A 16,541-nucleotide genomic window follows, 5' to 3' on the forward strand; every position below is an offset into this window, starting at 1 on the left:
TATAGGGGTTACCTTATCTTGGGCATTACAAGCTGTTATAAAGAAGCTTAAAAACAAAACGTAAGCAAGTTGTAGATAGTATCGCATCGTGTTTTTCTTTTAGTTGAATGGATAAAATTTATCAGGTTTATGATACCAGCCTGCCATCGTTTGGAGTTGGCTTAACATGTAACTCTCTTCTGTTTGCATTAACCCATGAAATTTCTCTGCTGCTTTTCTAATCCAATTCATACGGCTTTCATAACTATACAATAAAATATCTGATTCTGGTTTAGAGACATACTTGTCATATTTAGGGTCGTCTTTATTTTCAGGATGACTGCCACGATAACGATACGTTGGGTACACCGTGACTTGCGGTACATTACAAGTATTTGAGAAAAATAGCTTAACCTCAGGTGCTAGCCCGCCTGCTAATTCCATTGCATTAATTTCACGCTTATGTCGCCATTGTTCATAAATTAAGGGTTGAAGGACTTTTCCTTGTTCATGTTGAGCGATAATGAGTACATTTTGATATTGAGCTTGAGCTCTTTGTGATTTAACTCTATCACTTGAAGGAAGTTCTTCGAACTTTTTAACTTCAGCAAATCCTGCTTGAATATGTTCGTTGGTTTTTAAATAATTAATTTTAGGCAAAGATTTTGCTGCCCAATCGGCTTTATTTATTGCCATTTTTATTTGTGGAACGAGGTTGTTTGAATGTCGTTTACTTATACAGTTAAAGAAAACTTCAGACCCATAACTACTATAATAATGATGCCATCCCGCAATATCTTGGAACAGCCAAAAGTTACCTTGTCCAAACCAATCACTAGCAGTGACTGCAATACCGTGTTTAGTTACTGTAAGAGTCCAATGCTCCAAAGTGCAAGCTACCGTTTTACTAGCGAACGCACCTAAAGCCATCCAATAAAAACGACCTTTTTTACGTGGATCTCCATTCTTTTCAGTTTCTAAATAAAACCTAGCATATGTACCTGCAATACGTCGTGCTCTTACACTATAACTGTCCACGAAGTTGTAAGTGTTATTTGAGACCTTTTCGCTCATACGCTCTAGGCAAAACTGCTGAGAGACAGACCATAACTCTTCGCAGGTACAAGCTTTCGGTGTACAGCTATTTATAGTTGTATTGGTTTTCGCTTTAGTAACCATGCCTTCACCCTATTTATTATTATTTAAAAAAGTAGACCAGACTAGTTGCATCTTCAGTTCATCTTCCTGATCTCCCGAATCTATACGAGGCGTCTTACCCTCAATATCTGATTCTGATTTTATATTTACATTTTTACCCGTTAATAGATATTTCATATCAGGCAATGGATTACCCATTGGGTCAACCAACTGAATCTGCTCATCAAAGAACTCTTTTTCTACTAACTTATCAAAAGGTAGCCGCGATAAATAACTACTATCAATCCCACCTCCAGCCTTACTATGCTTACCTGCCTTCTCCATAAATTGCTTTGCCGCTATCGTAATATCACCACCATCAAGCGTGATACTAGCTCCACCAGCCGTTAGCGTAATTTTATTCGTCGCCACTACTTCAACCTCTTTAGTAGAAGAGGCGATGTTTACATCTTGCTTGGCAGTTGCTTCCAGCTTGCCTGTATGCGCTGAGAGGGTGATATTATCTTTGGCATTGGTCATGCTAAATTGACCATCGGCTACTATATTGAGTGACTCGCTGCTGACTTGGTTATGGCTATCACCACTACTAATCATCATATCTTGCTGAGTGGTGCTGATCATCTCACCCATTGACCGTTGAATTAGCGTATCGTCACTGATATAAGCACTATCCGCTGCGCTATCGATTAGCGTGTAAGGTGTTTGCTGATGGGTTTTAGTGTCTTGTTCCTTGGCGATACTCTCTAACTGAGTCTTAATATTGGCATGGTCTTTAACGTTTCTGCCCAGTCCTGTAGCCAGCTGGGTTAAACGCTCAGTTAAGTGCTGACCACCTAATGCAGTTTGGGTCAGAGTCGGGGTATACTGCTGATAGTTATGCTGTCCAGATTGAGCGTGGGTTTGTGCTTGGGTGGAGAGAACGAGGGCTTCGCCTGATTTTATATTGATTTGGGCATTAGTAGCCGCATTGATACCTTGACGTTTGGCGGTGTCTGATGGATTGATAACCCCCATTTTTAGACTGGCAGATATCCCAGCACTGGCTACTTTTAGCTGAGAGTACGCTTTTTCTGTACGGTGATCAGTGATCCATTCCGATAAACCGTTACCCGTGTTGCGATAACCACTTTCGACCGCTTGTTCATTATCCGTGGCAAATAGGCTAGGGCGACTTGATGACAATAGACTGCCAATATTAATTAAATGTTCACCATCACCGATAGACTGCATCAGGGTTTGGTCGTCCGCTCGATGGGTGAAGTGTGTGCCATAGTTAGCGCCAGCTTGTGCTTCAAGGCGATTGATAGGTTGGGCTGGACTATCCAGTAAGTAGCTTTTGGTCGGGGTCATATGGTTGCGACTGTCTGTATCGCTTTGACTGTCTGTAATGCCTGTCATCGGCGGTAGAGCCTGTCTGCTGTATAGAGGACCGACCCACGGGGTATCAGCGGTAATGAGGCTCAGCTGGGTTAAGTGAATGCCAGCTTCCAAAGAGGAGGCATGGCGCTGATGATGGCGGCGGCTTATGGTGAGTCCAGTCACATGTGCCAGACTATTGCGTGCCAAATGAACGATATGGGTAGCACGGTAGTGTTGATTGAGCGCACTGTGATCGACAAGCATAAAAGTATCAGCAACATTCAAATCCGTGGCATGGGCGAGGGCGTGATAGACGCTATATCTGCTTTGATGGCTGTGAGCGACTATGCTTGCCTCATCTATAGTTTCAGTATCGGTTACTGGTGCAAAGGCGGCTGGGCTGTCTAAAGTGAGTGAATGACTACTCGTTTGATTGTTTTCTTTATCCCCATTATTGCTCGTCGCAATATCGGCTGACTGGGTTGGGTGTGCGACATTTGCTGCATTGAAGCGCTGCATCGTTACTGAGTTTGGTTGGGTGATGACCTGCTCACTGATGGCCAAGACAGGCGCATGGACACGGTCGTGTAATATTTGTTGATAGCGTAATGCGCCAATATTTAGGCTGACGCCATCGCTATCGCTGGGATGGGCGGAGGTGATAATGAGCTTTGGCAGGCTGTGATCGTCCGTTTGCTCATGGCGTAGATAAGCCGTCAGCCCTTGACGCGCGAGGCGCTCACAAATATGTGACCAATGACTCATTTGCCACTGAGTCATACGAGCGGGTATCCAGTTCGTATCATTTTCACCGTTGCTGCTGTCATCGACCACGTCCACATCTAGTGTGCTGAGGCGCTCTGAGACCATAGTGAGAACAGATAAATTGGTGTCTATTTGACTGTGTAGATGCTGATGCAAGCGATAGGTAATCGGCTGTGCCAGCAGACGGTAATAGCCATAACTGCCATCATGATCCAATTGACGAATGGCTGTGATATAGAGATGACGATAGGTCAATCCGCTCGGCGTATCAAAGCTCAAGGTTAATGCACTACCGATTAAAGCCGTCAACGGTGTGAAAGGGGGATGATGGCGCTCATGGATATAGACGTGTAATAGATAGGTATCAATACCGTGCTGCTCTTGCTGGTGACAGCCGTTCGGGTTTAGCTGAGCGATGATGTGCGCTTCCTCATGAGCATGAGTCAGTTTCTGAAGCCACGCTCGGTGAGCCGCCATATCTTGTCGAGCACTGGCGTAAGGGGCTTGGCTATTGCTTTCAATCGCATACAGCCTATCAGGGTGCATCGGAAGCACGGTGTTGGTCAAGCGTAACATAGGGGTAGTCCCTCTTGTGTCAGAGACGGCATCATAAGCATCAGTGCTTAGCTGCCATGATCAACGTATATAGCAGCGTTATTCACCAAGGGTAAATTCGATCCGGCGGTTACGAGTGCGTCCTTCTTCATTGTCATTACTCGCGATAGGATCAGCGTCACCTTTACCAGCGGTACTTAGACGGGCCGCATCAATGTTACGACCGATGAGGTATTGCTTAACTGCTTCGGCACGCTTGTTAGATAAGACCAGATTGGCGCTTGGGTTGCCCACATTATCAGTATGTCCAATGATGGTCACTGGTTTATCGCCAACACGCTGCAGGACGCCTGCCATATCGTCTAGAATACCCAGTCCCATTGAGGTCAACTTCGCGCTGCCGGATTCAAACTCGACAATACGGTTGCCCAAGGTGTCATCGATAAGTCGCTGCTCACCTTCTACGACGACCAATTGATTTTCTAATTGGTAAAGATCGGTGAGGCGCGTGTGTATCCGGTTTTGGATGGCTTGCTTTTGCTCAATGCTGCTCACCTTGCCATGCAGGCTAATGGTAGTCCCATGAATATCAATACGACCCTGACGGATATTGGAGATATCACTATCGATAATAGCGGTCGCTACCTGTTGCCAGTTGGTCGGTATGCTAATGTTAGAACGCACTTCGATCTCATCTCTGACGGGCTTGTTAGGGTATTGCGCCTTTAGCTTTTCAAGGAGTTGCTGCTTATCCGAGCTGGTAGCTACGACACCTTTAATGACCACAGGCACACCTTCAGGGCTATTATTAATATGAGCATCATTATGAGCCGCAAACACCGCAGCACTCATAGACAAAGTAACAGCTGCGAATAATAGGCTTTTTTTACGACGTGTTAATTTAGGTATTGTGGTTGAGACTTGGGCTAGCATAAAAATACCTTTTTTAATCTTACTGTTATTGAGAGCATGCTTGTTAACGATCAATTATCGAATATCTACTGTGCCAAGAAGGTTTTTTTAAACAGTTGTCTAGTATCGTACAGATAAAGGTCATCCTGCAACAATATTTTGTTAAACCGAGTCAAGCCGATATCTTCATCGATATAGCTTTGTGTCCAGTCACTATGAGCAATGATTACCCAATCATCGGGATGACTGTCCTCACTACTTGCCAGCTGGCTAAGCATGCAACCGTCCGGCTTGGTAAAGCTCAATAGCAGGCGGTAGCAGTTTGAAACTCGGTACAGATACGTATTCAGATAGAGCTGGTGTGGCTGATAAAAACCGCTAATAAGATCATGCCAAAAAGTCGCCATATGTATGGCATTTTCTCTGTCAGAGGTCAGGGTCCAATATATGGCTTTATTCAGACCGCTAAAGCCTTTGCTATAAGTCGGTAAGAATAACAAGCCTGTGGCTATGATTTGTTGTATCAGTTGTGATTTACTGATGTTCATCAATATCGCGATGTCGTGCAATGTGGTGGTATTGATAAAATCGTAATAGTGGGTACTGGCGTTTTTATTGACGGTAAGCTGACCGTCGTTCAGACCCGCCATAACCTCAGCGCTATCGGTTTTAGATTTAGCCACGCTCAGGACTTCATAAGTCTCATTCCACAGCGTTAATGACTTAACGGGCAGATAGTTCATCCAGCTTTTTGGTTTATCGAGATGAAGCACACCAAAACCGATAAGCGGATAGTTTCTATGGCTACTGTCATGACTAGGAAGCAGGACGCCGGTAATAATCTCGTTAGATACCGTGTCTACATGACTAAAGTTCAAAAAAGCAATGTTGTTCGTCGGTGGGCTGTCTATCAACGAGTCACTCGCGTCACTGAATAAGTTTTCTGATATCGCCAAGGCTTGACTGACCCATTGATCAATCGCATTGGTCTCAGCGATATGAGCGCGCGCCCTGATAAAGTCTCCACGAGCTGGTAATTTGCCAAAATAAACTAGGGGTAGTGATTCAGGAGTCATGGCGTTGGCTCCCGCGGTTCAGAGGTAGCCGTAGTTGGAGACGAGGCAGTTTGTGCGCCATTGCCACTATTGTCCTCGGTGTTCTGAACGTGACTCGTGGTAGCACTGGTATTAGCATCTGTATTGGCGTCTGTACTAGGAGCCAAGTTCAACACGCCTGCTACTGGAGGGGCTGTACTCGTTTGCTCAGTATTTTGACCGGTTGATTCACGAGCATTATTGCTATTAGGGGTATTAGCCGCTGCGCTATTATCCGTAACAGGTCTTGCCGTACGTGTGACCCCAAGGGCAATCACCTCGTTAGGGAGTTTCATACCAGTAAAGGGGTTGTTAGAGCGCCCTTGACTGGCTGTGCTACTGCTACCACTGATGATTCTAAAACGTACCGGAATAGTGATGCCATCACCTGACCATGCCATCTCAAAGATATTGTCGCCAAGCTCAGTGCGGCGGGCGCTATTAATCAGTCTTTCAACGCCAAAGCTGCCGGCTTCCTCAAATATGGTGTAATCCCTGCCATCGTAGTTTTTGGCTCTGATGCTGGCTCCTGGTTGGCTACTTGGATTTGGCCATACAAACGTCGTCCATGCTTGCGTACCCATACGATAACGCAGCTGCTGTCCATCAACGACGATCGTATATTCGGTCAAACCGCTAACCGGTAAAGGCATGATTTGGAATGTGGTTTGATTGGCAGTGGCACTGCCACCACTCGCGCCTGACGCGCTTCCAGCATTGCCACCAGTATAGTTGACAAAATATCTGCCAAAATCAGCGACGAACTTAGGATTCAGACCTAAGCCTGCACCATTCCAAATTTTACTTGAGATTTGATCGCCTCGGCGGATGATAAAAGGCGATAAGGTTTCGTTAACAAACTTGGCGACATAGCCATCTTCCCCAAAGAACTGTCCAATCTCAGCAGGGGTTGCCTCCAAGTTAGCATTGGCGGTAAATGGATATTTATTGCCCAAGTTATCCAAAAAGGGCTTGTATACTTGTGCTTGCCAGACTTTATTAATCTCAGCCTTAGTCGGGGTGAGGAGCATCGTAAATGAGCGAGTTAGCGGCTCGCTTAGCAATGGACGTACCAGCTGTTTTATTTCAGAGTTGGCTTGGCTAAGTATTTGCTCATCTAAGATCTGCAAGGACTTGGTCATCTCTGAACCTTCAGTGCTGAGCGTTTGCGAAGCAAATAACAAGGCATCAGGACCGATATCATCGCTACGGGCTATGTTATTGAACCGCGTTCTAATATCTCCTAAGCTTGCCAAATAGTTATCCAATAGCGATAAGTCTTGATTGTCTTCTCTTGGGGTGACTAGGTTGTGTATTGAGGAGAACTCCTGCGCTACCATGCCGGTGCTGGCAGGGACGGCTGCCGCTTCATTAGTACTGTTATTACTGCCATTATTCATCGCCGCTTCTGCTTGACGAAGCTCAGCTGGGCTTTGACGCAGGATCGTTTGCTTGAACCAATTGACAAATGAGCGCCGAGAGTTGGAGCCATTCGCTGCGGGTTGGTTTGCGGATTTATTGTCCCACTGGGTCTGACGATCTACCGTCTCAAATAGTGTTTTTAGCGGTGATTCGGTGGCGTTAGACAGCTGATTTAATAAGAGCGCATGATCGTCGAAGCCTTTACTATCACGGATGTAGACCTGTGATAAAAAGCGCTTCCATTCAATGATGTACTCTTGTTTGTAGCGATTGACCAGATATTGACGGATTTGCTCAGGGCTGCCTGTCAGTGTCAAATCATCTTTGCTACTGGTCGCAAGTACCCAATCGTCGGCAACCACTCTATTGGTAGCAGCTTTATCGATCTCATCACTCACGAACGATTCCCATGCTTGCTTGGTAAAGGTACCGGAGATCACATAACTGCCTAGCAGTACTTCATTGGCACTGTCTTGGGTGATTTGTGCGACAGTCACCGATGGAAAGCGAGCAGAGGAGCGCATTTTAATTTCAGAATAGACACGCTCACGGGCAGGCTGGCCTTTACTGGCTTTAGACAACGTCGTACGGGTTTTATCCACCAGTCCCAAGTCATTTTGAATCAATGGAAAGGCGGGGTCGTCGACATGAGCAAGCGTAAAGCTTAAGATGCGCTCAGCCTGACGAATCATCTTGTCACGCGGCATATCAGCACGGTTGGACTCAAGCCAAGTGCGCCAAAAACGTGTCATCTGATCGCTCAAATGGCTGGTTTCTAAGTGCTCATGATTGCCCAGCATCAGATAAGCTTTCAGCGCATTATAAGCATCCTCTACGTCGGTAGGGTCAGATTGTATATAAGCGTCGTTACTCACGGTTTCCGATTCGACTGCTGAGGTTGCTGCCTCCTGCACCTTTAGATCTGCCGCATTCGTATTGACGTCGGTCAAAAACCTTTCAATGTTCTGTTTGGTAGGCGCTAACACGATAATGCCTACACCATTATAATATTCAGATAGCAGTTTTTTCTTGAGCTTATCTCCTTGATATAACCCAAAGCTCAGCGACAACGGACGATCCTCGTCGTAGCCTTCGAGTTGCTCTATTCGGCTTTGCAGGATAGTAAGCGACTCAAGTTGCGACTGCAAATCACCATTAGCATTTTTTTGCATCAGCGCGACTTGCTGTAAGTCAGCCTCTACACGTTCAGTCAATTGCTTGTTATTGGCATAAGACCAAGTCCATAAACCAACTGCTGTACACAGCACCACCACAGAGGCTAGGGTGGCCAGCGCGCGATGGCTACGCTTGTTGCGGTTTTTATGTTGTTTGACCAAATGCTTGTCTTTTAAGATGACTTTAGAAAATAAATCATGCAAGAAGTAAGGCTTGTCGGCGGCTTCTTGCTGAGCACTTAAAGGCACTGCAGGTGGTTGCAAGTCGTAATTTTGCACCATTTGTAAGGTCATTTGACTGCTGACTTGCCCTTCTTGTAAGGCACTCGTGAAATAAAATCCGCGTAGTATGGGCTTAAACTGAAAAGGGTTGTCTTCGAATAAGGCGTGCATCAGCGTTCTAATCATCGGCCGTAATGATTGGAATTCCATGGGAAAAGTCATCAGACTCGGAGATACCGTACGTTGGTGACGCAAAGACAACTTAGTGGTGCTAAGATCTTTTAGACCGTTGACCAGCACGCCAAAATGCTCTTCAAACACATCGCTGATATTGATGCTATCAGGGTCTTCGGGATAGGGAATCGTCGCGCCCCATACTTGCCCGCGCTCTTCTTGCTCGTAATCATTAAAAAAGTCACGGAAGCCTGATACCAAATCCATTTTTGTGAAGACCACATAAACGGGGGCATAAACTTCTAATTGCTCTGTTAAATCTTGCACACGGCTACGCAGGTTTTTGGCCAAGTCTAGTGCGTAACTGGGGTCATTTTTGGTAAGCTCAGCGATACTAACGGCGATAATAATACCGTTGATAGGCGCTTTGGGGCGGTTCTTCTTCAATAGGTTTAAAAACGACAGCCATTCTGAGCGGTCATCTTCGTAGGCAGAGTAGCGTCCTGCGGTATCGAGTAGGATGCCTTCGGTAGAAAAAAACCAATCACAGTTACGAGTACCGCCGACACCTTGTACCGACAGCTTGTTGGTTTTTTCCATAAACGGGAATTTTAGCCCAGAGTGAAGTACCGCCGAGCTTTTACCTGCTGCTGGGTTACCAATGACCATATACCATGGCAACTCGTACAGTGCAGCTTTGCCAGTTTGATCGCCAATTTTAGACTTGCGAATGGTCTTAATAGCGTCTTGCATTTGCTGACGTAAGGCCTGTACTTCTTGTGCATTCTCGTCTTTAGCAGCAATACTATTGGCACTATTAGCGCCTTCATCGTTATTGTCTTCTACTAAATCTGCGAGCTCAGCGGCCGCCTTTTTACGCTTTTTCCACCAGTAGTAGCCAAACCACGCTAGTAGCAGACAGGTTATGGAGACACCGATAATGACGAAGAAGGTTTGTAGCGCGACATAATCATAGAGTAAGACCAGAGCGACTATGATAGCTAAGACCAATAACACTCTTGGATTGTAGATGAGATGAAAAAACCTTGAGAACATGCCTGCTACCTAATGTGATCTTGAAATAATAGAGAGTCATCATTTCATCATAAACAATGACTGATATAAGCGATAAAACGAGCAATATTAACTGAACTAAAAGTGGCTAAAGTGTTTAGTTGGGCTCTGCAAGCCACAACATACAGCGGTGCTTATGTTGGGTAATAAGGAGTTTAATGTCAGACTCCTGTGGCTGTTCTTTGGTAGCGCTGACCAACAGTGCGAGACTTAAAAAAGGCTGTAACCATGAGTTCAGAGGCATATAATGCCCTAAATGGTGGTCATTTACTAGCGCCCCTTGCGCTATAAATTCATCGATAAATGTCATAAGTAGGGATAAGTCGTAAGGTTGTGTTGATGGATTAATGTCTGACAAGAGGGTGATGCTATTTTCGCTTAACGCATCTGTCATTGTTGTTTTATTGTCAATGGCCTGCGCTGACTTTTTTTCTTCTGCCTTGGTTTTGTCGTCATGGCGATCTAATAGAGCAAATGAATTATCTAGTAACAGCTGTTTTATCGTTTTCAAATTTGCTAAATAATGCTGGCGAGTATTGCTATAAGCCTGCTGCGGCACCTCAGCGGCCATACTACTGGCATCATTGGGTAGCGCCTCGCCAATTTCAGTCATGGAAAAACGTACCTTGTGATCTAGATCGAGAAGGTCTTTGGCGGCTTTGTTATAGAAAATCAGCAATATACCGGCTTCGGTAGGCAAGAGATTGGAGGCGTTGTCTGCATATAAGTTTGCTTCAAGCCATTGCTCATTAATCTGCGAGTCGACGGTGATAAAAAGACAAATCTCGGGGGTCGCAGCTTTGGTCAGAGCAATAAGTTGCCCGTGAATAAATTGCAGCGGCTGATAGGACTCGCTATCAGCACCGTCATGGCTATTATGAAAAGAGTCTGTATGACGAGCATTTTTATTAGGAAGATTTGGGTCTTCATCAGCGATGATGGTTTGAATAGTGAGTAGCTGCTCGGGAATGCCATAGGTTGCCAATTGCTGTTTTAGCCTTTCAACCAGATAATTAGCATCAGCCAGCTCAGGAATAGACAAATAAACAGACAGCGTAGACAATGAGATAACGGGAAGGCTATCCTCTGCAGAGGAGTCTTCTGGTGTGCTCGCGATGTAGTGTTGCTGCCATTCTGGATGGATATTCAGCGCTGAGTTTGGCTCATGGATATTTTGTTGCATAATGCGCTCAAAATGCTGAGCCAGTACACTTAGTGCATCATCACTTGCGGTAAGTTGATTATCAATCAATGCCCATAGACGCAAGGTTAGCTCATTTAGGCTTTCAGCCGCGTCTTCAGGATATGCCTCGTTATCTAGCTCATTATCGTAAGCGTAGAGCGCTGTTTGTTCGGTGATCACACCCTCAATCGGCTTGGTTAATATTGGTAAGCCGTCAAAGTCTGATAGCGCTTCACTCAATACCGTGAGATCGTTATCATTGTCTATGATTTCAGGCCAATCAATCCCTTCGGGTAGACAGATACTGCTATCTATAAACAATTGATAGGAATCGATAGGTGGCGTCTTTATTTTTTTGCTTATTTTCTGAGTTGGCGCTAGTTCTTCTGCTTCTGATTTTTTTTGTCGCCATCTAATAAACACGATAAAGCCAAACAAAATTATTGGAATAATCACAAACCATAGCAGCAGTCTTGCAGAGGTAAGTTGCAGCGTATTATCTTTAAAGTACATCCAAACCAATAACAGATAAATGACTAAAAAAAGTGCAAGAGCATAGCGCCCGTAAGTTATTAGCTTTTTTCCGCCCACTTGCTATACCCCTTATCTACATAATTTTATTAGAGGTAGTTTATGGTATTTGAAGATTTCTCGCTACCATGTATCATTACTTTGCTTGGTTAATTAGCATAAGATGGTTTTTCTTCTCGATTTTTGCTCATCGCCATGCTATATCATTAGTCAATATAGCCAGTTAATAAAAAATACAATTAAGTTGGGTTTTTTATAAAAAAATATCTCATCTGTCTATATAATAGCCAGCTACGACATGCTGATGGCTGAACATTAGTATTTTCCAATATTTTGCCCGCTGTTTTTCTTTATGCCTCACTGTGCCATTGTTTTCCTTATGATTTATTTGGTCGTTATCCTTTTTACGCTTGTTTCCATTACAGTGATTATCATGCTTTTTGATCATCAGCTGTATGAGCGACTGTTTGATAAGGTGAGCACTGTTTGGCAAGGCGTCTCGGTGATCAAACTTCAACGCCCCACGCTCAAGCTACCAGTTCTGCCACGTATCTCGCCTAACAGCATTCCTATTGTTCCTGCTTTATCTGTTTTAGCCATTCTTACGACGACAGTGGGGTGTTATTTTCTGATTATGCATAACTCTCTTGAGGTTTATCATGCTCAAGATGATTCGTTGAATACTGCCAACTCGCAAATCAGTCAATTACTGGTCGGGGAGCGATTGCGACCACCGCCTGCGCCGCCCGCCGAGCTTTTCGCTGAGCTAGAAGCAGAGATTGCCAGCTATCAAGCCACGCAAACCGACGAGGGCTATTGGCCGGAGGTGGCGACGGACGCGTCACCAGTACAAAGGCCTTTAATGCTCCCTGAACCTGACCTGTCTGATTTAAATACCCAAGACCACAGTACAGGCTACTCGGGTGATATTTTGGCATCGCATATCAGCAATGGGCACATTAACATCAGAAATGCTGACCGTAATTGGAATAAGATGAACTCTGAGTTTGTCCAACGGCTGTTGACTGTCTATAAGGTGATGAGTGATCAATATGGTTATGACATGGTGCTGCTAGAGGGCTATCGTAGTCCGGGAAGGCAAGCACGCTTGCTCAAAAAAGGCCCAAATGTCACCAAGGCAGGATCTTATAAGAGCTATCATCAGTTTGGTCTAGCAGGCGATAGCGCCTTTATTAGAAATGGTAAAATTGTGATTACTGAAAAGGATCCATGGGCGATGCAGGGCTACCAGTTATATGGTAAAGTAGCAAAATCAGCTGGACTAGTGTGGGGTGGCGACTGGCGTATGATGGATTTGGGTCATGTTGAACTGCGTAAAAAAGGCGTACTCGGTCGCCCGCAAATGGCAGAGATTTTGACCAGTCAATAACGACAATAACAAAGCAAAATACAGAAATAATATGGACAAATGTATGAAATTATCTATAGCGGCAGTGGCTCTTGGTTGGGTATTAACGACCACGCTATCAGGATGTAGCCTCAGTGGCGCTAGTAAGTCTGATAGTAATGCGTCTGTACTGGCTGGCAAGTCAGACACCAATAACGAAGCCTCCGTCATCGATAGCATGAAAGACGTTATTAGCCATAAAAGCACGGCAATGAATGAAGATTTACAAAACCTAAAAGCGCAACTAGAGCAACAGCAACAGCGGCTTGAGTCAATGAATGACGAGCAAAAAGCCTTGCAAGAACAGCTAAAACGTCAAAGTATTACTCTGCAAATCCTGCCTGCGGCTAATGCCAATGCTGGACGTGCCAAACAAGGCACCGCGAGCACAGCTTATATTGGATTTTTGGAAGAAGAGAACCAATTCGCCGAGGTAGAGGAGCGGGTTGCTAAAGAAGTTAGCGTCATTCCCAATCGTGCCACCAGTCTTAAGCTAAGTATTCCACAGGATGCACAGTTTATTGCCATCAAAGTTGGACTGAGACATACGCAGAAACGCTCGCAGGTATTGATACCACTTGATAGTATCGATTTTGACCGAGCGCTGGTTTTAAATATCGGCGCTTGTGATATCAATATCAAAGAAGGCGTCAATCCAGAGTTAGTGCCTGACTTTACCACCAAACTTAAATATTATCAGCAACCGCTGGTTAGCTGCTTGTAGGAGATAGCCTTGAGTAAACATAGAGTATTATGGGGAGAGGGACTGTTTTTAAGACCCCAGCATTTTCAGATTCAAGACAGCTATCATAACTCGCAACGTGCACTAAGTATGACACTGATGCACCCTTATGCTTATGGCATAGCAGACGTGCAAATTGATAAACAATTACTAGAGAGCAATTTATTAAGCTTCCAAAGCATCTACGGTGTGCTACCAGACGGTACTATCTATCAAGCGCCACGTACCGATGCGCTGCCAAAGCCAATCACGCTTGATACTCACCGTAACGACGATGAGATATTCGTGTTTTTGAGCCTTGAGATTGTTCATAGTGGCGGTAGCAATATACAGACAGAGCAAAGCGATAACCCAGCACGCTATGTGAGAAATACGGTCGAGGCACAAGATCTGTACAGTCAAGCTGCCGAAGCGATGATCGATGTTATTCAACTGTCACCAAGCTTGCAGCTGAGCCATTCTGCTCAAGCGCCCAGTCAAGATACCGTCTCTTTGCTAGTTGCTAAGTTGCTGCGTACCACCCAAGGTGTCTACCAAGTGGACGAGGATTATATTGTACCTAGCGTCCATATCACCAGTAATCCTGCATTGGTCAACCAAGTCTATCGCTTGATGACGATGATTAATACCAAGTCCACCTCTCTCTATGACCATCATCGTCAATCTAACAATGATTTGCTAGAGTTTCGCTCATCAGACATTGCGTCTTTTTGGCTTTTGCATACGCTAAATACCGCATACTCTCAGCTCAGCCATTTATACAATAATGCCAAGCTACATCCGGAACGGCTTTATGAGGCGCTATTGAATGTTGCCAGTCAATTGGCGACCTTTAGCTCATTATATAAAGTAGGTGATTTGCCGTCTTATCAGCATAACAATGCCAATGAGTCTTTTATCAGTATCATTTTGATTATTCGCGAACTGCTCAATACGGTGATTGCTAGCAACTTTATCTCTATTCCTTTGCGTCAAAATAAACCGTCTTACTACACAGGGGAGCTGAGCAGTGACAAGATTACTCGCAGCTCACAGCTGTATCTGTCGGTTAGCTCATCGCTACCGATGCATGAGCTCATTGATATCGTGCCAAGACGCTTTAAAGTGGCAACGCCAGACGCGGTAGAGAAGCGGGTACTATCAGCACTACCGGGGTCACCAGTCTCGCATGTCACCCAAGTACCTAGTGCGATACCGGTAAGACCAGGCTTTAGCTACTTCACTATCGAACCGGTCGGTGAGCTGTATGATGAGATGATTAAGTCTGAGTCTATCTGTATTTATGTACCGAACGGCTTTGATGACTTAAAAATAGAGCTGATGGCCATCGTGCAGTAGTTTTTCTGAGAAATGTTATGAATAAGGGTTTATGAGAAATTGATGTTTATATCTAAAATATCTCACTCAATTTTTGCTTATGGATAATCTTTAACCAAACCCTTTTATTCAGTTGTATTTCAAATAATTAGTATTAGGAACGATCATGTCAGCAAACAATTCAACGGGTTCTGCGCCTTCATTGCTAGATTCAGGCGAGGTGGCATCAAAAGTATCAGCGAATGGCCTTGATAGACGCATCAGCAGCCAGTCGCTGGTTGATATCATGTATGACGGCTTTTACTTGGTTTTCTTATTGCGTAATCATTATTTTAGTACCGAACCGCGTAAGTTCCGTCAAAAAATATACGAGTTTTTAGATAAGTTCGAAATGAACGCTCGTAAAAAGGGCTTTTTGTCAGAAGATATTCACGAAGCCAAGTACGCTTATTGTGCGCTGATTGATGAGACAATCATGACGTCGCAAGAGCCAGAGTTTCAAACGTTAAAGGATGCTTGGGAGCTAAACCCTTTACAGTTAGATTTGTTTGGCTCGCAAATCGCTGGCAATGAGTTCTTTGAGCGCTTAGATGGTCTGCGTGAACAAGGAGAGAGGCGTCTGCCTGCTCTGGAGGTCTATCATTATGCGATGTTGCTTGGCTTTCAAGGAAAGTATCGTTTAGAGGCGCCAGAAAAGATACGCTATCTTATCTCGCGTTTGGGTGATGAGATTGAGCATTTGCGTGGTAATAAAAACGAGTTTTCGCCATTTTGGGCGATTCCTGATCAGATTAAGCACACACTGACCAGTGAGACACCGCTATGGATCATCGTTGCCGTAATGGCAGTGCTATTGACGGCGATATTTACAACTATGTGGTATCTGACCAATAGCTTCACGGATCATCAACTCTCAGCTTATGACAATGTCATCCAAGAAAATAAAGAGCAAGCGCATATTTCAATTTTCTTACCGTAACTGCTTGTATTTACCGAGAGATATTTACCTTATATTTACCGAGAGATAGTTACCGATAATAATTTAAAATACGGCCGTTAGTTAAGCACTGACGGTCGTTTCATGAGTCGGTAGTAAAATATTTTTAGTAATATCTAAAACATAAAGCAATAAATAACACCCATAAAAAAACCCCCATCAAAGTGATGAGGGTCTTGGCAAATGCCATAATCGAATCAAAGATGACTCAAAAAATTTACTACTAAAATATGGCTCTCCAACCTGGGCTCGAACCAGGGACACACGGATTAACAGTCCGTTGCTCTACCAACTGAGCTATTGGAGAATAAGCTGTAAGTGTTTAATGGCTTACAACGAACTTAGAAAGTCTCTAACGAGTTCTTGCTAAGTGGGGCGTATTCTAGCAAAGATAAAAAATACGTCAAGCTTTTTTTGCATAATTAACAACATTAATGGTTTTTAATAGGATGATGATGGTTTTTAAGACGTTTT

The 16,541-nt window shown here is 44.4% G+C and carries 10 protein-coding genes and 1 tRNA gene; 4 read left to right on the forward strand and 7 right to left on the reverse strand.

What is annotated here, in order from left to right; genetic code table 11:
• Positions 1–99: 99 nt before the first annotated feature.
• From CXF65_RS06630 to CXF65_RS06655, 6 genes are all read right to left on the reverse strand, one after another.
• Positions 100–1,158: a DUF2515 family protein gene (locus tag CXF65_RS06630; protein ID WP_101211475.1), complete on the reverse strand. Its 1,059-nt coding sequence runs from the start codon at positions 1,156–1,158 to the stop codon at positions 100–102.
• Positions 1,159–1,167: 9 nt separating this feature from the next.
• Positions 1,168–3,837, reverse strand: a complete 2,670-nt coding sequence (locus CXF65_RS06635) for a DUF2345 domain-containing protein (RefSeq protein ID WP_101211476.1) — start codon at positions 3,835–3,837, stop codon at positions 1,168–1,170.
• Between the two features lie 78 nt (positions 3,838–3,915).
• Positions 3,916–4,749, reverse strand: a complete 834-nt coding sequence (locus tag CXF65_RS06640; protein ID WP_101211477.1) for an OmpA family protein — start codon at positions 4,747–4,749, stop codon at positions 3,916–3,918.
• Positions 4,750–4,814: 65 nt separating this feature from the next.
• Positions 4,815–5,804: a type VI secretion system-associated protein TagF gene (gene tagF, locus CXF65_RS06645; RefSeq protein ID WP_025652078.1), complete on the reverse strand. Its 990-nt coding sequence runs from the start codon at positions 5,802–5,804 to the stop codon at positions 4,815–4,817.
• Positions 5,801–9,871 (reverse strand): type VI secretion system membrane subunit TssM, encoded by a 4,071-nt coding sequence (tssM, locus tag CXF65_RS06650; RefSeq protein WP_101211478.1) that lies wholly within the window; start codon positions 9,869–9,871, stop codon positions 5,801–5,803. Before tssM ends, tagF begins: the two co-directional genes overlap by 4 nt.
• A 115-nt stretch (positions 9,872–9,986) precedes the next feature.
• Positions 9,987–11,585 carry a hypothetical protein gene (locus tag CXF65_RS06655; RefSeq protein ID WP_157824052.1) on the reverse strand — a complete coding sequence of 533 codons (1,599 nt, stop codon included), beginning with the start codon at positions 11,583–11,585 and terminating at the stop codon, positions 9,987–9,989.
• A gap of 451 nt (positions 11,586–12,036) precedes the next feature.
• Between CXF65_RS06655 and CXF65_RS06660 the strand changes: the two genes are divergently transcribed.
• From CXF65_RS06660 to icmH, 4 genes are all read left to right on the forward strand, one after another.
• On the forward strand, positions 12,037–12,993 hold the full coding sequence (locus tag CXF65_RS06660; RefSeq protein ID WP_227523212.1) for a M15 family metallopeptidase: 957 nt from the start codon (positions 12,037–12,039) through the stop codon (positions 12,991–12,993).
• Positions 12,994–13,036: 43 nt separating this feature from the next.
• Positions 13,037–13,735, forward strand: a complete 699-nt coding sequence (locus CXF65_RS06665; protein WP_101211480.1) for a hypothetical protein — start codon at positions 13,037–13,039, stop codon at positions 13,733–13,735.
• A gap of 9 nt (positions 13,736–13,744) precedes the next feature.
• On the forward strand, positions 13,745–15,091 hold the full coding sequence (gene tssK, locus CXF65_RS06670; RefSeq protein WP_025652083.1) for a type VI secretion system baseplate subunit TssK: 1,347 nt from the start codon (positions 13,745–13,747) through the stop codon (positions 15,089–15,091).
• A gap of 145 nt (positions 15,092–15,236) precedes the next feature.
• Positions 15,237–16,049, forward strand: a complete 813-nt coding sequence (gene icmH / locus CXF65_RS06675; protein ID WP_025652084.1) for a type IVB secretion system protein IcmH/DotU — start codon at positions 15,237–15,239, stop codon at positions 16,047–16,049.
• A 249-nt stretch (positions 16,050–16,298) separates the two neighbouring features.
• Here the strand turns inward: icmH and CXF65_RS06680 are convergent.
• Positions 16,299–16,374: transfer RNA gene (locus tag CXF65_RS06680), tRNA-Asn, on the reverse strand.
• Between the last annotated feature and the right edge of the window lie 167 nt (positions 16,375–16,541).

This window comes from Psychrobacter sp. Sarcosine-3u-12, assembly GCF_002836005.1.
Lineage (GTDB): Bacteria > Pseudomonadota > Gammaproteobacteria > Pseudomonadales > Moraxellaceae > Psychrobacter > Psychrobacter okhotskensis.